General features: G+C 73.1%; 13 protein-coding genes and 1 pseudogene. 11 read left to right on the top strand and 3 right to left on the bottom strand.

Features of this window, described 5'->3' with window-relative positions; all coding sequences use genetic code 11:
• The 3 genes and pseudogenes from ACWEO5_RS33390 to ACWEO5_RS33380 all read left to right on the top strand — a co-directional run.
• A pseudogene (locus ACWEO5_RS33390) lies at positions 1-225 on the top strand (hypothetical protein); the annotation flags it as partial.
• Between the two features lie 779 nt (positions 226-1,004).
• Positions 1,005-2,591: a glutamine-hydrolyzing GMP synthase gene (gene guaA / locus ACWEO5_RS33385; RefSeq protein WP_344551995.1), complete on the top strand. Its 1,587-nt coding sequence runs from the start codon at positions 1,005-1,007 to the stop codon at positions 2,589-2,591.
• 151 nt (positions 2,592-2,742) lie between these two features.
• Entirely contained in the window at positions 2,743-3,747 is a 1,005-nt protein-coding gene (locus ACWEO5_RS33380; RefSeq protein ID WP_452165880.1) for a Rieske 2Fe-2S domain-containing protein, read from the top strand.
• A 3-nt stretch (positions 3,748-3,750) separates the two neighbouring features.
• On the opposite strand, the gene ACWEO5_RS33375 is transcribed toward ACWEO5_RS33380, so the two are convergent.
• Positions 3,751-3,978, bottom strand: a complete 228-nt coding sequence (locus ACWEO5_RS33375; protein ID WP_452165879.1) for a hypothetical protein — start codon at positions 3,976-3,978, stop codon at positions 3,751-3,753.
• The gene (locus ACWEO5_RS33370) at positions 3,978-5,534 is read right to left on the bottom strand and encodes a PspC domain-containing protein (protein WP_452165878.1); all 1,557 of its coding nucleotides are present in this window, start codon (positions 5,532-5,534) and stop codon (positions 3,978-3,980) included. The genes ACWEO5_RS33375 and ACWEO5_RS33370 overlap by 1 nt, the downstream gene beginning before the upstream one ends.
• A 134-nt stretch (positions 5,535-5,668) precedes the next feature.
• Between ACWEO5_RS33370 and ACWEO5_RS33365 the strand changes: the two genes are divergently transcribed.
• From ACWEO5_RS33365 to ACWEO5_RS33330, 8 genes are all read left to right on the top strand, one after another.
• Positions 5,669-7,081, top strand: coding sequence for a PspC domain-containing protein (locus tag ACWEO5_RS33365; protein ID WP_452165877.1), 1,413 nt, complete (start codon positions 5,669-5,671; stop codon positions 7,079-7,081).
• The gene (locus tag ACWEO5_RS33360; protein WP_344551990.1) at positions 7,074-7,754 is read left to right on the top strand and encodes a response regulator transcription factor; all 681 of its coding nucleotides are present in this window, start codon (positions 7,074-7,076) and stop codon (positions 7,752-7,754) included. Before ACWEO5_RS33365 ends, ACWEO5_RS33360 begins: the two co-directional genes overlap by 8 nt.
• Positions 7,755-7,924: 170 nt before the next feature.
• Positions 7,925-9,211, top strand: a complete 1,287-nt coding sequence (locus ACWEO5_RS33355; protein WP_452165876.1) for a glycosyltransferase 87 family protein — start codon at positions 7,925-7,927, stop codon at positions 9,209-9,211.
• 74 nt (positions 9,212-9,285) lie between these two features.
• Positions 9,286-10,557, top strand: a complete 1,272-nt coding sequence (locus ACWEO5_RS33350; protein ID WP_452165875.1) for an acyltransferase family protein — start codon at positions 9,286-9,288, stop codon at positions 10,555-10,557.
• Between the two features lie 75 nt (positions 10,558-10,632).
• On the top strand, positions 10,633-11,871 hold the full coding sequence (locus ACWEO5_RS33345; RefSeq protein WP_452165874.1) for a hypothetical protein: 1,239 nt from the start codon (positions 10,633-10,635) through the stop codon (positions 11,869-11,871).
• A 167-nt stretch (positions 11,872-12,038) separates the two neighbouring features.
• On the top strand, positions 12,039-13,409 hold the full coding sequence (locus ACWEO5_RS33340; RefSeq protein WP_452165873.1) for a glycosyltransferase family 39 protein: 1,371 nt from the start codon (positions 12,039-12,041) through the stop codon (positions 13,407-13,409).
• Between the two features lie 86 nt (positions 13,410-13,495).
• Positions 13,496-16,102 (top strand): DNA helicase PcrA, encoded by a 2,607-nt coding sequence (pcrA, locus tag ACWEO5_RS33335; protein WP_452165872.1) that lies wholly within the window; start codon positions 13,496-13,498, stop codon positions 16,100-16,102.
• A gap of 169 nt (positions 16,103-16,271) precedes the next feature.
• Complete coding sequence (locus ACWEO5_RS33330) at positions 16,272-16,676, top strand: cobalamin B12-binding domain-containing protein (protein WP_344552062.1); 405 nt, start codon at positions 16,272-16,274, stop codon at positions 16,674-16,676.
• 50 nt (positions 16,677-16,726) lie between these two features.
• Here the strand turns inward: ACWEO5_RS33330 and ACWEO5_RS33325 are convergent.
• On the bottom strand, positions 16,727-18,092 hold a 1,366-nt coding region (locus tag ACWEO5_RS33325), incomplete at its 5' end, for a DUF5691 domain-containing protein (protein WP_452165871.1).

Genomic DNA, 18,092 nt, shown 5'->3' with positions numbered 1-18,092 from the left:
CCGGGGCCGGCGGCAGCGGCGGGCCGAACGGGCGCGGCGGTGCCGCCGCCGCCCGGCGCGCTGCCCGGCACCCCGGTGCTGCCCGGCCAGGCCGTCACCGACCGGCTGGACCCGGGCGCGCACGGCTCGGTCGAGCTGGTGGTCGACGAGCCGCCGGCCGCCGCCGTGCCGTTCGACGAGGACGGGGACCCGCACGCCGCGTTCCGCCGCCCCCGGGCCGACTGAACCGGGCCGACCGACCCGGGCAGGCGCAGGCCGACCCGGGCCCGGAAAGGGCAAAGGGCCCCGCGGGGGAACGGGGCCCTTTGTCACAGCACTCGGCGTCAGGGCCGCGCCGGTGCTGGGTGACGGCGCCGGGGGATGGGCGCCGTCGCGGAGAAGTGGTCCAGGGCACGCGCCGGGGCCGGATGGGCCTCACGGAGCGTGAAAGGGAGCCGTCCGCGAGAACGGGCTCTCCAGGACGGGAGGTGCACGGTGAGCCTTCCGCCTCCATGCATCGTCCTGGACGAGGGCCTTGCCGTGCAACCGATTCGGCGTAAATGAGGAGTACGGCCGGAACCGGACGCGGCGCGGGGCGGCGCCGGTCCGCCCGCCGGGGGCGGTGACCGTGCGTGATAAGTGCTTGCGGGGCGTACCGGGGCGTACGCCGGGGCGGGCGGCTGACTGAGGTGTGGCGGCCGGCACCGGTACCGGCCGCCACACCCCGGGTCCGCCCGGTCGCGGACGGGGTCGCTGTCCCCTGCTGACCCGACCGCTGCACCGGGGCGCGGTCCCACGGCGGGCCCGTGCCCGCCACGCGCACCCGGTGGACCGGAGATTGATCCACGCGTGGTTCCGCCGCGCGGTACCGCCCGCACCTGGAGGGTGCCGGCGTCGTGCGCGGTCTCCCGGTGCAACGATCCGCCGGGGCGCGCGGTCACGGGCGGCGGCGCGGGCAGTCGGGTGAAAGCGTCCCGGTAGACTCGGGGGTGACACCCCCTTGTACCGCCGCCGGAAGGCCGTCTGTGTCCGCTGATTCCCCCGTCCAGTCCGCACCCGAGAACGACACCGTCCTGGTCGTCGACTTCGGTGCCCAGTACGCCCAGCTCATCGCCCGTCGGGTGCGTGAGGCGCGGGTCTACAGCGAGATCGTGCCGAGCACCATGCCGGTCGCCGAGATGCTCGCCAAGAACCCGAAGGCGATCATCCTCTCCGGCGGTCCGTCGTCGGTGTACGAGGAAGGCGCCCCGCAGCTCGACCGCGCGCTCTTCGAGGCCGGCGTCCCGGTCTTCGGCATGTGCTACGGCTTCCAGCTGATGGCCAAGACCCTCGGCGGCACCGTCGACAACAGCGGCGCCCGCGAGTACGGCCGCACCCCGCTGGCCGTCTCCCGCCCCGGCTCCACCCTGTTCGAGGGCACCCCGGCGCAGCAGTCGGTGTGGATGTCGCACGGCGACGCCTGCTCGGCCGCGCCCGAGGGCTTCACCGTCACCGCGTCCACCGACGTGGTGCCGGTCGCCGCCTTCGAGAACGACGACCTCAAGCTGTACGGCGTGCAGTACCACCCCGAGGTGATGCACTCCGAGCACGGCCAGCAGGTGCTGGAGCACTTCCTGTACCGCGGCGCGGGCATCGCCCCGAACTGGACCACCACCAACGTGGTCGAGGAGCAGGTCGCGCTGATCCGCGAGCAGGTCGGCGACAAGCGCGCCGTCTGCGGCCTGTCCGGCGGCGTGGACTCCGCGGTCGCCGCCGCGCTGGTGGCCCGCGCCATCGGCGACCGGCTGACCTGCGTGTACGTCGACCACGGCCTGATGCGCAAGGGCGAGACCGAGCAGGTCGAGAAGGACTTCGTCGCGGCCACCGGCGTCAAGCTGGTCGTGGTCGACGCCGAGGAGCGCTTCCTGACCGCGCTGAAGGGCGTCTCGGACCCCGAGCAGAAGCGCAAGATCATCGGCCGCGAGTTCATCCGGGTCTTCGAGCAGGCCCAGGCCGACATCATCGCCGACGAGGGCCCGGCCGTGGAGTTCCTGGTCCAGGGCACGCTGTACCCGGACGTGGTGGAGTCCGGCGGCGGCACCGGCACCGCCAACATCAAGTCCCACCACAACGTCGGCGGCCTCCCCGAGGACCTGGAGTTCCAGCTCGTCGAGCCGCTGCGCAAGCTGTTCAAGGACGAGGTCCGGATGGTCGGCCAGGAGCTCGGCCTGCCCGCCGAGATCGTCCAGCGCCAGCCGTTCCCCGGCCCCGGCCTGGGCATCCGGATCGTCGGCGAGGTCACCAAGGAGCGCCTGGACCTGCTCCGCGAGGCCGACGCCATCGCCCGCGAGGAACTGACCCTGGCCGGCCTGGACACCGAGATCTGGCAGTGCCCCGTGGTGCTGCTGGCCGACGTCCGCTCGGTCGGCGTGCAGGGCGACGGCCGCACCTACGGCCACCCGATCGTGCTGCGCCCGGTCTCCTCCGAGGACGCCATGACCGCGGACTGGTCGCGGCTGCCCTACGAGGTGCTGGCGAAGATCTCCACCCGGATCACCAACGAGGTCAAGGACGTCAACCGGGTCGTCCTGGACGTCACCTCCAAGCCGCCGGGCACCATCGAGTGGGAGTGATCCCACCGGCAACCGTGTGACCGCGCCGCCGCTTCCCGCGCCAGGGGAGTGGCGGCGCGGCCATGTGGGAAGGGCACCGGGCACAATCGGACCCGGTCCGGTCGGCGACGGCGCCGGCGGACGGCAGGCGGCGAGGGAGAGGGCGGCGAGGATGGCGACGGGGACGGGCAACACGGCGGGCGGTACGGCGGGCGCCAGGATCACCCAGTGGAAGGCCGCGGGGTCGCGCTTCGCGCTGCTGCCGCTGCGGCTGTTCCTCGGCGTCACCTTCGTCTACGCCGCCTTCGACAAGCTCTCGGACGCGCACTACCTGGCCGGGGCGGGTGACCCGGCCTCCTTCTACGCCCAGACCAAGGCCGCCGAGGACAGCAGCCCGATCGGCTGGGCGCTGTCCCCGGCGCTGCACGCGCCCACCTTCTTCGGCCTGCTGGTCGCCTTCGGCGAACTGGCCGTCGGCCTGGGCACCCTGTTCGGCCTGTGGGGCCGGATCGCCGGGCTCGGCGGCGTGCTGCTGTCCGCCACCCTCTGGCTGACCGTCAGCTTCCACACCACCCCGTACTACCTCGGCAACGACCTGGCCTACCTGCTGGCCTGGACGCCGCTGCTGCTGGCCGGCACCCCCCACCTGTCGGTCGACGGCTACCTCGCCGCCCGGGCCGCCCGCGACCGGGCCCGCGGCCTGGCCGAGGACGCGGTGCGCCGCCGCGCCCTGCTCGACGGCGGCATCGCGGCCGTCGCGCTCGGCGGCGCCGGGCTGCTCTCCGGCTCGCTCACCGCCAGCTTCGGCCGGGACGAGACCCCCGCCGCCGCGTCCGGGGCCGGCGCCACCAGCCCCGTCCCGCAGGCCGGCCCCTCGGTGCCCGCCGCGCAGGTCCCGGTCGGCGGCTCCGCCACCGTCAAGGACCCGGCCAGCGGGGACGCCGTCTACATCGTCCAGCCCGCCGCCGGGCAGTACGCCGGCCTGTCCTCGGTCTGCACCCACTCCGGCTGCGCGGTCAACCCGCCCAAGGACGGCAAGCTCTACTGCCCCTGCCACGGCTCCACGTTCGACGCCGCCACCGGCGCGGTGATCACCGGCCCGGCCGTGAAGCCGCTGCCCGCGTACGGGGTCAGCAAGAACGGCGACCGGCTGGAGCTCGGCCCGCAGAAGTCCTGACGGTCAGTCCAGGCGGTGGTCGTCGTCGCGGGCCCCGCCCCGGCCGCGCCGGGACGCCGCCACCAGGGCGCCGGCCAGTCCGCCGGCGCCGAGCACGATGCACGCCAGCGGCAGCACGAAGCGGCTGTTCACCTCGCGGTCGTTCAGCGAGGCCACCAGGTACAGCAGCGCCAGTGCGGTGAACAGGCCCCCCGCGATCAGCGCGTACAGGTCGAACCGATGCTTCCTCATCACCGCACCACCTCGATGTTCCCGGCGCCCACGGTCACCGTCAGTTCCAGTACGCCCCTGGACGGCTGTCCGTCCGGGACTTCGAGCACCACGTCCTCGTTGGTGAACGGCCCGTTGAACTCCTGGCCGTCCGGCAGCCGGACCTCGCCCGCGCCGTCGCGCAGCTTCAGCCGCAGCTCCGTCCCGGACGGCACGGTCACCCGGGCGTTGCCCGCGCCGAGCCGCAGCTCGGTGGCCAGGGTGCCGCTGCCGGGGTCCAGCGCCGACAGGTCGAGCTTCGCGTCGCCGACCAGCAGCGTGTAGTGCGGGCGCAGGTCGTCCCCGGCGGCGGTCCAGGCGCGGTCGCCCGCCGAGTCCGCGACCGTCGCCGAGGTGCCGGCCGCGAGCACCAGGCCCGCCGTCAGCAGCAGCGACAGGAAGGTCAGGCCGCGGGTGCGGCCCCAGCGGGAGCTGACCACCATCGCCAGGCCCAGCGGCAGCAGCGCCACCGCCAGCACCGTCGACCAGCGGTGCTGCCCGTGGTCGCTCGCCGCCACCGCCCAGGACGCGCCGACCGCCACCAGCACCGCCGACGCGCCCAGCACCGGGGTGCCGCGCTCGGCCCGGCGCCGGGCCTTCCACTCGCGGTGGCGCTCCATGCTCGCCCGGTGGCGCTCCATCGCCTCCCGCTGCCGGACGCGGTGGTTCGCCATCCGGCGTTCCATCCGCTCCTGGTAGGTCTCCTCGCCGTCGTCCTCCCCGGGGTCCTCCGGGCGGGGCTCCTTGCGCAGCGGGTCGCCCGCCGGCAGGTCGGTGCGCTGCCACCACGGCTGCGCGGGCGCCCCGGGCGGGGTCGGGCCGCCGTACGGGTTGCGCTCCGGGTGCCGCGGGTCCCACAGGTAGCCGGACGGGCCGACCGGCGGGGTGTCGGCGGGCCGCTCCTCGGTGCCGCCGGCCGCCCGCTCCTCCTGCCAGGCGCGCACCCGCTCCTGGAACTCCGCGCCGCGGGCCCGCCACTCCACCCGCAGGTCCCGGCCGACCGACTCGCCCCAGGTCTTCCAGTCGGTGAGCGGGCCGCCGTCCTCCAGCCGGTCGCGCGGGCCGGGGGCGCCGGCCGCGGGCGGCGCGTCGCCGTCGAAGCGCCGCCGCCGCTCCGGGTCGTAGCGCAGCGCCAGGAACACCAGCGCCGCCAGCAGCAGCAGCGGGAACAGCTGGCCGCCGTCGCCCATCGAGGAGAAGAACACCCCGGTGCCGATCACCGTCACCAGCACCGCGCCCACCGACTGGCCGTCGACCCGGCCGGTCAGCACCCGGTGCAGCTCGGTGGTGCCGCCCTCGCCGTCCGCGGCCTCCCGCGGCACCACCAGCCAGGCCAGGCCGTAGATGAACAGGCCGAGCCCGCCGGTCAGGCCGAGCACGGCGATCACCACCCGGAACACCACCGGGTCGATGTCCAGGTAGCGGCCCAGGCCGCCGCACACGCCCGCCACCACCCGGTGCCGGGAGGAACGGGTGAGCGCCGGGCGGCCCCCGTCCGGGGCGGCCTGCGGCTCCTGAGGGATCTGGTCGTCCGTCATGTCCCCCATCCTTCCGGGCCGCCGGGTCCCGCCCAACCGTCCGGGGCCCGGGGGCGACCCTGAACTGTCCCTGAGGGGTCCTAGGGGCCGGACCCTGATGCGCCGCCGCGCCGGCACCTGCCACCATCGGTGCCGTGGCCGCACCGGAGAGCAGAAGCACCGAACCCAGGAGCACCGAACCCAGGAGCACCGAGCCCGCCCCGGCCGACCCGCCGGCCGGCGAGCCGCCCTACCGGCGGCTGTACCGCAGCCCGCACGGGCGGATCCTCGGCGGCGTCTGCCAGGGGCTGGCCACCCACCTCGGCGTGCCGGTCACCTGGGTGCGGCTGGCGTTCATCGTGCTGTTCTTCTCCGAGGGCATCGGCGCCCTGCTGTACGCCGCGTTCTGGGTCGTGGTGCCGCTGGGCATCAACCAGGCCGCCCCCGGCGCCGAGCGCCCCGCCCGGCGCCCCGGGGAGGGCGCCCCCGGCCGCTTCGGGCGGCTGCGCGACCTGCTGGAGCGCACCTTCCACGGCGAGGAGGGCGCCGTCGCCGCGGCGGCGGACGTCCCCGCCCCGGTGCCCGGCCGCGGCCGGGCCGGCAGCATGGGCCAGCTGTTCGCCCTGGTCGCGCTGGTGATCGGCGTGATGGCGCTGCTGTCCGCGCTGGGCGTCCAGACCGCCAAGCCGTACGTGTGGCCGCTGCTCGCGGTCGGCATCGGCGTCGCCCTGGTGTGGCGGCAGGCCGACGACTCGCGCTGGCAGAGCTGGTTCGGCCTGGAGCCGGGCAGCCGCAAGGGCGCCTACCTGCGGGTGCTGTCCGGGGTGCTGCTGGTGGTGGCCGGCATCATCGGCTACTTCGTCACCCAGGGCGTGGACTCGCCGGTCGCGCTGGTCGTCGAGTCCTCGCTGGCCGTGGTCGCGGGCGTGCTGGTGCTCGGCGGCCCGTCCATGCTGCGGATGTGGCAGGACCTCGGCGCCGAGCGCACCGCCCGCATCCGGGCCCAGGAGCGGGCCGAGATCGCCGCGCACGTCCACGACTCGGTGCTGCACACCCTCACCCTGATCCAGCGCCGGGCCGAGGACCCCAAGGAGGTGCTGCGCCTGGCCCGCGCCCAGGAGCGCGAGCTGCGGCTGTGGCTGTACCGCCCGGAGGCCGCCGCCGAGCAGGCCCCCGACACCCTCGCCGAGCACCTGCGGGAGATCGTCGCCGAGGTCGAGGACCGGCACGGCGCGCACCTGGAGCTGGTCTGCGTCGGCGACTGCCCGATGGACGAGAAGATCGCCTCGCAGATGAGGGCCGCCAGGGAAGCCATGGTGAACGCCGCCAAGTACGGTGGCGGTGGACCGGTCCAGGTCTACGCGGAGGTGGAGGGGAGGACGGTGTCGGTGTTCGTCCGCGACCACGGCCCCGGCTTCGACCCCGACGACCTCCCCGAGGACCGCATGGGCGTACGCGAATCGATCATCGGCCGGATGCGGCGCAACGGGGGCACCGCGCGGGTGCGGCCCGCGCCGGACGGCGGGACCGAGGTCGAGCTGGAGATGGAGAGGGCGGCAGATGACTGACGCAGCGGCGCAGGAGGCGGCACCCGGCAGGCGGGCCCGGGTGGTCCTGGTCGACGACCACCGGATGTTCCGCACCGGCGTGCGCGCCGAGATCGGACGCACCGACGAGACCGGCATCGACGTGGTCGGCGAGGCCGACGACGTGGAGTCCGCGGTCCGGGTGGTCGCCGAGACCCGGCCCGACGTGGTGCTGCTCGACGTCCACCTGCCCGGCGGCGGCGGCGTCGAGGTGCTGCGCCGCTCGGCCGGGGTGGAGGGGGTGCGCTTCCTGGCGCTGTCCGTCTCGGACGCCGCCGAGGACGTGATCGGGGTGATCCGCGGCGGCGCCCGCGGCTACGTCACCAAGACCATCACCGGCACCGACCTGGTCAACGCGGTCTTCCGGATCGCCGACGGCGACGCGGTGTTCTCGCCCCGGCTGGCCGGCTTCGTCCTGGACGCCTTCGCCGCCACCGACACCCCGCCGGTCGACGAGGACCTCGACCGGCTCACCCAGCGCGAGCGCGAGGTGCTGCGGCTGATCGCCCGCGGCTACGCCTACAAGGAGATCGCCAAGCAGCTGTTCATCTCGGTCAAGACGGTGGAGAGCCACGTCTCGGCGGTGCTGCGCAAGCTGCAGCTCTCCAACCGGCACGAGCTGACCCGCTGGGCCACCGCCCGCCGGCTGGTCTGAGCGCTGCCGTGCTTGGTGCGGTGCGGAACTGACCACGAGTGAGCCGGGGTGCAGTCGTGTGCAGATAGTATGTGCGCGGCTGCACCGCATCCGGCAGCTCGTGCCCTGGAACGGCACCGTTTCGGCATGCCGATGCCCTCCGCCTCGATCGCCCTCCCCGTTGGAGCGTCATGCCCACCTCCCCGATCGACACCGAGACCGGGTCCGCGCCGCCCTCCCCGGAAGGGAGGGCCGCAGCGTCGGAGCCGACCCGGTTCTCGCCCTGGCGGGTCGACTCCTGGGACACGAGGGTGGCCGCCCCGCTGGTCGTCTGGGCGTGCACCCGGCTGCTGATGATCATGATGGTGTTCACCACGCACGAGAACTCCGGCGGGGAGGTGAACCACCTCTACCAGAAGTGGGCGCGGATCCTGCAGCACGGGTCCTTCCCGGTCGGCGACCCCACCTGGCAGTACCCGCCGGGGGCGGCCGGGGTGATCCTCGCGCCGACCCTGGTGCCCGCGGTGAACTACGTGCAGGCGTTCATCGTGGTCACCCTGATCGCCGACGCCGTGGTCCTCGCCGCGCTGCTCCGGGCCGGCACCCGGCCGGGCCGTTCGACGGGCGGGGCCTGGGTGTGGACGCTGATGCTCCCGCTCATGCAGTTCATCCCGTACGCGCGCTACGACGTGGTGGTGACGCTCTTCGCCGTGCTCGGCCTGCTCTGCCTGGAGCGCAGCGGCCGGCTCGGCGGCGGGCTGGCCGCGCTCGGTGCGATGATCAAGGTCTGGCCCGCCTTCGCGGTGTTCGGCGCCCCCCGGGGCAAGGGCCTGAAGTCGGTCGTGTTCGGCTTCCTGGTCTCGGCCCTGGCGCTCACCGCGATCATGTCCTTCTTCTTCACCGGCGGTTTCTCCTTCCTGAAGCAGCAGGGGCACCGGGGCGTGGAGTTCGAGTCCCTGGGCGGCAGCGCGCTGCTGGTCGCCCAGCGCTTCGGCTACCCGGGCGGGGTCTCCTACCGCTACGGCTCCTTCGAGTACATCGGCCCCCACGCGGGGGCCGTCGGCAAGGCCCTGGTCGCGCTGACCGTGCTCGGCTTCGCCTGGCTGCTGCTCTGGCGGCTGCGGGCCCGGACCTTCTCGCCGTCCACCCCCGCGGACGCCGCGCTGGCGGCGACCCTGGTCTTCGTCACCACGAGCCGGGTGATCAGCCCGCAGTACATGATCTGGCTGGCCGGCCTCGGCGCGGTCTGCCTCACCCACCGGCTGACCACGCAGCGCGCGGTGGTCGGGCTGCTGTTCGTGGCGACCGCGCTGACCACGGTGGAGTTCCCGTTCTTCTGGCAGGAGATCGTCGCCGGGCACGCCGGCTTCACCGCCGTGCTCGTCCTGCGCAACGTCCTGCTGGTGGTCGCCACGGTGCTCTCCTGCACTCGGCTGTGGCGCTCGTCCGTCCCTTCCAGGCGTTCGAGCGGCTGCTAGGGTATGCCCGCTCCAAGCCAGCCGCGGCTGAATCCCGTTCCCGTGACAGCCCGTCGTGAGAGAAAGTTCCTACCGTGAGTCAACTCATCACCCGCCTCGGTCGAGGAGGGTCGGCCGCGGGCCTCGCGACGGCTCGGACCGCACCGGCGCCGACCCGCCGTCCGAGGCTCTACGCGCTCGACGGACTCCGGCTGGTCGCCGCGGTGGCGGCGATGACCTGGCACTACACGGGCTTCCAGCGGTTCCCCGACGTGTGGGGGACCAAGCCCGGCGTACTGATGCCCACGCTTCACAAGGTCAGCGTCTACGGCTGGATCGGCGTCCCGTTCTTCTTCCTGATCAGCGGGTTCGTCATCTGCATGTCCGCGTGGGGGAGGTCGCCCGGCGACTTCATGATCTCCCGGGTGACCCGCCTGTTCCCGGCCTACTGGCTCGCGGTCTTCATGACCGGAACGCTCATGGTCCTCGCCCGCCCCGTGTGGGTGGACAAGGTGAAGTCGCTGTCCTACACCGACATCCTCACCAACCTGACGATGATGCAGGACGGGATCGCCGGCCGGAGCATCGACGGCGTCTACTGGACGCTCTACATCGAGCTCCGCTTCTACGTGCTCTTCGGCCTGGTGCTGGCCCTCGGGGCGCTGAGCTACCGCAAGATGGTCGCGTTCTGCGGCCTGTGGCTCTTCTTCTCGGCCATCGCGTCGAACGCGGACATCCCGCTGCTGCAGATCATGCTCTTCCCCCAGTGGGCGCCGTACTTCATCGCCGGCATGGCGATGTACCTGATGTACCGGTTCGGGCCCAACCTGCTGCTCTGGTGCATCATCGCCTTCGCCTGGCTGCTCGCCCAGCACCAGCTCCAGCCGGTGCTGAAGAGCTACCGCTGGGACGCCCAGGGCCCGCTCTCCTACACCGTCACGCTGGGACTCATCACGCTGGCGTTCGGCGCCATGATCGCGGTGTCGCTGGGGTGGCTGGACCGCATCCAGTGGAAGTGGCTGACCATCGCCGGCGCCCTGACCTACCCGGTCTACCTGGTGCACCAGGAGATCGGCTGGTGGGTCATCCACAAGCTGCACGCGAAGGTCAACGCCTACGTGCTCGTCTTCTCGCTGATCGCGGGGATGCTGGTGCTGGCCTACCTGATCCACCGGCTGGTCGAGCGGCCGGTCTCCAAGCGGCTCAAGCGCGGGCTGGACAACGCGATGCGGGAGATCCGGGCCGGCGGGCGCCAGCGCTGGCAGCCCTCGGGCGCCGCTCCCGCGCCCGGCATCCAGGCCGGCGTCCAGCCCGGGGTCCAGGCCGGCCCCGGGGAACGGGCAGCGGTGGCGGAACCGCAGTCCTGACACCGTTAGTCTGTACCCTCCGACGGCCCCCGGTCAGCGCACCACCTTCGATCACGAGCACCCTTGGAGTAAGCAGTGGCCACCCAGCTCGCCGAGTCGCGCGCTAGCGCCCGGAAGGCCGTAGGGGGGCCGGGACGACGGCTGCTGGGGCGGTTGCGCGTCCAGTTGCGCTACGCCGCCCCGGCGTTGCTGGGCTACGCCGCCGTGCGCGCGGTCGGGGTGCTGATCGTGCTGTTCTGGGACCACCACGGCGACGAGAGCGCGATGCACCGGCTCGCCACCATGTGGGACGCCTACTGGTACCAGGACATCGCCGAGCACGGATACTCCGGTTCGAAGCCCCTGCCGGGGCCGCGCGGGCCGTACCAGGCGTACGCCTTCTTCCCGGTCTACCCCTCCCTGATCCGCCTGTGCCACCTGCTCCTGCCGCTCTCGGTGCCGCAGGCCGCCCTGCTGATCGCCTGGGCGGCCTCCCTGGCCGCGGCCTGGGGCATCTTCGCGGTGGGCGCCCACCTGTACGGCCGCCGGGCCGGCACCATCGCGGCGGTGCTGTGGGGCGTGCTGCCGGTCGCGATCGTCGAGAGCCTCGCCTACTCGGAGCTGATGTTCACCGCCTTCGCGGTCTGGGCGGTGTACGCGGCGGTCAGCCGGCGCTGGATCTGGGCCGGGTCGCTCAGCCTGCTCGCCGGGCTGACCCGTCCCACCTCGGTCGCGGTCGCCGGGGCGGTCAGCATCTCCGCCCTGGTCGCGCTGGTCGCCCAGTGGTGGCGCGCCCGCCGGGGTGACCTCCCGGAGGCGGAGCGCGTCGCTCCCTGGCGACTCCTGCTGGCCGCTGTCCTCGCGCCGATCGGCTTCGTGGGCTTCGTCCTGTGGGTCGGTTGGAAGAAGCACAGCCTGACCGGGTACTTCAAGGTGCAGGAAGCCTGGGACTCGCACTTCGACTTCGGCCGCTCGACCTTCGACTACCTGCACGTCATGTTCAGCCAGGCCAACACGATCTGGATGACCGATGTGGTCGTGGCGGGTTCCCTGGCGGCGGCGGTGCTGCTCTTCGTCCTGTCGGCGCTGCAGCGCCAGCCGCTGCCACTGCTGCTGTTCAGCTTCTTCATCCTGGCGCTGGCCATCGGCGACGCCGCCTACTTCAACTCGCGAGCCCGTTTCATCCTCCCCGCCATCGGGCTGCTGCTGCCGATCGCGAGCGTCCTCGCCAAGGTGCGCACACGGGGAGCCGTTCCGGTGGTCCTGTCGTTCGCCGCCCTCTGGTCGGGCGTCTTCGGTGGCTACCTTGTGTTCGTTTACACCAATTCACCGTGAGGCGAGGGCCTGAAGAGATGACGACCAGCTCCTTGAAGGCGCGTGTCGCCACGTTTGCCAGGGGAACGGAGCCGGAACCCGGGCAAGGCCCCGCCGGATCGCGGTGGCGGACGGGGGCTGCCCGCACCTTCTGGATATGGGCCGCGCTGCTGACCCTCGTCCTAGGGGTGCGCGGTAGCTGGCGCCCCGAGCTGTGGCGCGACGAGCTCGCCACCTGGAGCGCGGCCGGCCGCAGCTTCGGCGACCTCGTCGACATGCTGCGGCACGTCGACGCCGTCTCGGGTGTCTACTACCTGTTCATGCACCTGTGGGTCTCGGTGTTCGGCGACTCCACGACCTCGCTGCGGCTGCCCTCGGCCCTCGCCATGGCGGGCACGGCGGTGTTCGTCTCGCTGATCGGCCGCAAGCTGTTCGGCGTGCGCACCGGCCTGGTCGCCGGGCTGCTGTTCGCGGTGCTGCCCAGCGTGTCCCGGTTCGCCCAGGAGGCCCGCTCGTACGCCTTCGTGGTGCTCGCGGTGACGGCGGCGACGTGGTTCCTGCTGCGCGCCCTGGAGCGGCCGTCCGTCGTGCGGTGGCTGCCGTACACGGCGAGCGTCGCCGCGGCGGGCCTGCTCCACATGGTGGCGCTCTCCGTCCTGTTCCCGCACGCGGTCGTCGTGGCCATGCGCTGGTGGCGGGAGCGGAGCCGGAGGCTGCTGATCGGCTTCCCGGCCGCGGTACTGGTCGGCCTGCTGCCGGTGGCGCCGCTGGTCCTGCTCGGGCGCCGGCAGGTCGGCCGCCAGATCTCCTGGCTGAAGGTCCCCCACCTGCAGGACTTCGTCTGGAACTGGCACGGCCTGTACCAGTCGGCGCTGGTGAGCTTCTGCGTCTTCGGGCTCGCCCTGCTGCCGGTGGCCTGGCCCAAGGGGCGGCGGCCCGCGGTGGAGATCGGGCTCATCGCCTTCCTGCCGTTCACCCTGCTCTGGTTCGTCTCGCAGGGGCACACCTCGTACTTCCTCGACCGGTACATGCTCTTCACCGTGCCCGCCTGGGCCGTGGCGGCCGGGGCGGGCCTGGCGGCGCTGCGGCCGAGGGCGCTCGTCGTGGTCGGCCTGGTCGCCACCGCCCTGCTCGGCTACCAGGACCAGCAGAACCTGAGGCTCAGGACCTCGCACGAGTGGACCGACGAGAAGGGCGCGGCCCGGATCATCGCGCAGGACTACCGGCCCGGGGACGGGGTGGTGCCCGTCCGGGGCAACGACAGGTACATGATGCTGGACTTCGCGCTGGACTACTACCTGCCCGACAGCGTCAAGCTCAAGGACGTGTTCGTCGAGAAGACGCCGGTGCAGAACGACGACCTCTTCGCCGTCCTGTGCGCGCAGCCGGCCAGTTGCGCGGAGGGCGTCCAGCGCATCTGGGTCGTCACGTACGGGGAGCAGGACAACCCGTACAAGAACCTGCCCGACGCGCAGGTGAAGGTCCTCAACACCCAGTTCACCCGGGAGTCCGTCCGGCACGTGCAGGGGATCACGGTGTCGCTGCTGGAGCGCCGCTAGGACGTCCCGGCCGGTCCCCGCCCGGAACACCGGGCGGGGACCGGCCGGGACGGGATGTCGGCGGCGGGCCATAGACTCGAAGGGCCATGAGTAGCCTCTTCGATGACCTCCCGCTCCCCGGCTTCGAGCGCCCCGCCGTCGGGTCGAGCCCCCGCCCCGCAGACCGGCAGTGGTCCGAGGAGGAGGCGCCGCCCCCGGACGAACCGTACGACGACGGGGGGTACGACCCCGGCTACGGCGAGGAGGCCATCCCCGACGGGCTGTTCGCCACCGACCACGCCGCCGAGGCCGAGCGCGACGCCTGGCACCGCAACGGCGCCGCCCGCACCGTGGTCGACCCGGCGCAGCTGCTGGAGGGCATGAACGACCCGCAGCGCGAGGCCGTGCTGCACGCCGGGTCGCCGCTGCTGATCGTGGCCGGCGCCGGCTCCGGCAAGACCCGGGTGCTCACCCACCGGATCGCCCACCTGCTGGCCGCCCGCGGCGTGCAGCCCGGCGAGATCCTGGCGATCACCTTCACCAACAAGGCCGCCGGCGAGATGCGCGAGCGCGTCGAGGCGCTGGTCGGCCCGCGCGCCAAGGCGATGTGGGTCTCCACCTTCCACAGCGCGTGCGTACGGATCCTGCGCCGCGAGGCCAAGCAGCTGGGCATGAACTCCAGCTTCTCGATCTACGACTCGGCGGACTCGCAGCGCCTGATGGCCCTGGTCTGCCGGGACCTGGACCTCGACCCGAAGCAGTTCCCGCCGAAGTCCTTCACCGCCAAGGTCAGCAACCTCAAGAACGAGCTGATCGACGAGGAGACGTACGCCGACCAGGCAGCCAACCCGATGGAGAAGAAGCTCGCCGAGGCGTACTTCCTCTACCAGCGGCGGCTGCGCGAGGCCAACGCCCTCGACTTCGACGACATCATCATGTCCACCGTCAACCTGCTGCAGGCGTTCCCCGCCGTCGCCGAGCACTACCGGCGCCGGTTCCGGCACATCCTGGTCGACGAGTACCAGGACACCAACCACGCCCAGTACACGCTGGTGCGCGAGCTCTCCGGCGGCTCCGCGGGGCAGGCCCCCCGGATGACCGCCGACGGCGACCACGTCAACCCCGCCGACGCCCAGCTCGCCCAGATCCCGCCCGCCGAGCTGTGCGTGGTCGGCGACGCCGACCAGTCGATCTACGCCTTCCGCGGCGCGACCATCCGCAACATCCTCCAGTTCGAGGAGGACTACCCGAACGCGACGACGATCCTGCTGGAGCAGAACTACCGCTCCACCCAGACCATCCTCACCGCCGCCAACTCGGTCATCGAACGCAACACCAACCGCCGCAAGAAGAACCTCTGGACGGCCGGCGACCAGGGCGAGCAGGTCGTCGGCTACGTCGCCGACGACGAGCACGGCGAGGCCCAGTTCATCGCCGAGGAGATCGACCGGCTCACCGACGCGGGCGCCGCCCGCCCCGGCGACGTGGCGATCTTCTACCGCACCAACGCCCAGTCCCGGGTCTTCGAAGAGGTGTTCATCCGGGTCGGCCTGCCGTACAAGGTCGTCGGCGGCGTCCGCTTCTACGAGCGCAAGGAGGTCAAGGACGTCCTGGCCTACCTGCGGGTGCTCTCCAACCCCGAGGACACCGTCCCGCTGCGCCGGATCCTCAACGTCCCCAAGCGCGGCATCGGCGAGCGCGCCGAGGCGATGATCGACGCCCTCGCCTCCCGCGAGCGGATCTCCTTCGCCGCCGCGCTGCGCCGGGTCGACGAGGCGTACGGGATGGCCGCGCGCTCCGCCAACGCGGTGAAGAAGTTCAACGAACTGCTGGCCGGGCTGCGCCAGGTCGTCGAGTCCGGCGCCGGACCTGCCGCCGTCCTGGAGGCCGTGCTGGAGGAGACCGGCTACCTCGCCGAGCTCCAGTCCTCCACCGACCCGCAGGACGAGACCCGGGTGGAGAACCTCCAGGAACTCGCCTCGGTCGCCCTGGAGTACGAGAAGGACCCGGGGGAGCGCCCCGAGGGCGACGAGGGCCCGCCGGTCGGTTCGCTCGCCGACTTCCTGGAGCGGGTGGCGCTGGTGGCGGACTCCGACCAGATCCCGGACGAGGAGGACGGCGCGGGCGTCATCACGATGATGACCCTGCACACCGCCAAGGGCCTGGAGTTCCCCGTCGTCTTCCTCACCGGCATGGAGGACGGGATCTTCCCGCACATGCGGGCCCTCAACCAGGTCAAGGAGCTGGAGGAGGAGCGCCGCCTCGCCTACGTCGGCCTCACCCGGGCCCGGCAGCGGCTCTACCTGACCCGCTCGGTGCTGCGCAGCGCCTGGGGCCAGCCCTCCTACAACCCGGCCTCGCGCTTCCTGGAGGAGATCCCCGACAAGCTGATCGAGTGGAAGCGCACCGGCGCGGCCGCGGTGCCGCCCTCGCGCGGCTACTCGTCCGCCGGCTCGTCCGGCTCGGGCTCCTCGCGCGGCTCCGGGTTCTCCGCCGCCGCCCCGAAGGCCGGCTGGGGCAAGTCCGCGCGGACGGTCACCGACCGGGAGGTGGTCGGGCTCGCCGTCGGCGACCGGGTCAGCCACGACAGCTTCGGCCTCGGCACCGTCGTCGCCACCCAGGGCGTCGGGGACAAGGCCCGCGCCACGGTCGACTTCGGCACCGCCGGACGCAAGGAACTGCTGCTGCGGTACGCCCCCGTCGAGAAGCTCTGAGCGGCCGGTCGGCCCCGCACGCTGTGATTTTGCCCTCCTCTCGGCAGGTGGGGAAGGACGGCGGCCCCCACGGGCCGCTAACCTCCCCTCAGGTCTGTTAAAAGTGGTTAACACCGAGCCCGCGGCCGAGAGCGGCCGGGTGGTGGACAACGTGGTCCAGGAGGCAGTCATGGTGGTGTCGGGGCCGATCCGAGTCGTGGTCGCCAAGCCCGGACTCGACGGGCACGACCGGGGAGCCAAGGTCATCGCGCGGGCGCTGCGCGACGCCGGCATGGAGGTCATCTACACCGGCCTCCACCAGACCCCCGAGCAGATCGTCGACACGGCGATCCAGGAGGACGCGGACGGCATCGGCCTGTCCATCCTCTCCGGCGCGCACATGACCCTCTGCGCGAAGGTGATCGAACTCCTCAAGGAGCGGGACGCCGCCGACATCAAGGTCTTCTGCGGCGGGATCATCCCCGACGCGGACATCACCGAACTCAAGGCCCTCGGCGTCGCCGACATCTTCACCCCGGGCACCTCCACCCAGGACGTGGTCAGCTGGGTGCGGTCCAACCTGCGGGCCGGCTGAGCGGCCCGGTTTTCGCCTCCCGCCGTTCCCGCCCAGTGCCTGACGCGGCACTAGCCCTCCAGCTCGGCGAGCATCGCCTGGCGGAAGCGCAGCGTGCCCGCGAGGCGGGTGAAGGTGTCGGCCCAGGCGGTGTCCGGGGAGGTGTCGGTGCAGAGGGCCTCGACGGCGGGGGCGGTTTCGGGGGCCAGGGCGCGCTCGGTCATGCCGAGGACGCCGCTGTGGCTCCAGGGGTAGGAGCCGAGCTCCGCGGCGCGCTTGAGCGCGGCGACGACGGCGGTGGAGAGCGGGGGCGTCCAGGGGGTGGCGCAGGCGCCGAGCAGTTGGAAGGCGTCGCCGAGGCCGTGGGTCTGGACGAACGCGGCCGTCCAGGAGGCCCGTTCGGCGGGCGGCAGGACGGCCAGCAGCTTGGCCGGGGCGCCGGGGGTGCGGGTGTCGCGGCCCGGGCGCGGCGGGGTGCCGAGCAGGGCGCGGGCCCAGGCGGCGTCCTGCTGGCGGACGGCGGCGCGGGCCCACGCCTCGCGCAGGTCCTCGGCCCACTCGGCGCCGCCGCCGTCGGGCGAGTCGACGGTGGGCAGCGCGAGCAGCTGTTCGGGGGTGAGGCCGGTCCCGGCCGTCCACAGGGACAGCGGCGCGCCGGCGACGACCTCGCCGAACCACCAGGCGCGTTCGCCGCGTCCGGTGGGCGACTTGACCGGTATGCCGTCGCGCTGCATCGCGGCGTCGCAGGCGGTGGGCGGGGTGACGTGCAGCCGGTCGCCCTCGTGCCGGACGGCGGCGCGGGCGCGGTCGGCCATCCGGGCGGCGAGGGCGGAGCCGGGGAGGGTGGCGAGGAGTTCCGCGGCGGTGGCCCGGACGTTCTTGGAACGGTCGGAGAGCGCGGCCTCCAGGAAGTCCTCGTCGGCGGCGGACAGCCCGTCCTGCAGGGAGTCGAGGAACAGCACCCGGTCCTCGGCCCGTTCGGTGCTCCAGGTGGAGGCGAGCAGGGCGAGCCCGGCGGCCGGGTCGGTGCGCCGCAGCCGGGTCAGGTGGGTGACGCGTTCGGCGAACAGGCCCTCCTGCCACAGGAGTTCACCGGGCTGGTCGAGGGCGTCCGGTTCGCCCGCGGTGCGGGTGACGTACTTCCAGTCCGGGTTGTGCGGGGCCAGCCAGCGGCCGAGCGGGCCGGCCAGGGCGACGGCGTCGGTGCGCAGTTCGGAACGGGCCCGGGCGGTGTCCAGCAGGGGCGGGACCAGGGCGGGCGGCAGCCGGTAGCCGCGGGTGCGGGCGGCGGCCAGCCACTGCGGGAGCAGCTCGGCCAGGTTGGCCGTGCTGCCGTGGCCGCCGCGGGTGCCGAGCAGGACGGCCAGCCGGCGGGCGGCGGACTCGGGCAGCGCGGGCCGGGGGTCCGCCGGGGCGGGCGCGGGGGTCTCCACGGCG

This window comes from Kitasatospora sp. NPDC004272 (genome assembly GCF_053603035.1).
Note: the sequence above shows the minus strand (reverse complement) of the source record. Positions and strands in the feature narration are given on the sequence as shown.

Excerpts from the sequence above, each read along its gene's own strand:
- ACWEO5_RS33380 (WP_452165880.1), top strand. The coding sequence starts at position 2,743 with ATGGCGACGGGGACGGGCAACACGGCGGGCGGTACGGCGGGCGCCAGG.
- ACWEO5_RS33375 (WP_452165879.1), bottom strand. The coding sequence starts at position 3,978 with ATGAGGAAGCATCGGTTCGACCTGTACGCGCTGATCGCGGGGGGCCTG.
- ACWEO5_RS33370 (WP_452165878.1), bottom strand. The coding sequence starts at position 5,534 with ATGACGGACGACCAGATCCCTCAGGAGCCGCAGGCCGCCCCGGACGGG.
- ACWEO5_RS33360 (WP_344551990.1), top strand. The coding sequence starts at position 7,074 with ATGACTGACGCAGCGGCGCAGGAGGCGGCACCCGGCAGGCGGGCCCGG.
- ACWEO5_RS33355 (WP_452165876.1), top strand. The coding sequence starts at position 7,925 with ATGCCCACCTCCCCGATCGACACCGAGACCGGGTCCGCGCCGCCCTCC.
- pcrA (WP_452165872.1), top strand. The coding sequence starts at position 13,496 with ATGAGTAGCCTCTTCGATGACCTCCCGCTCCCCGGCTTCGAGCGCCCC.
- ACWEO5_RS33330 (WP_344552062.1), top strand. The coding sequence starts at position 16,272 with ATGGTGGTGTCGGGGCCGATCCGAGTCGTGGTCGCCAAGCCCGGACTC.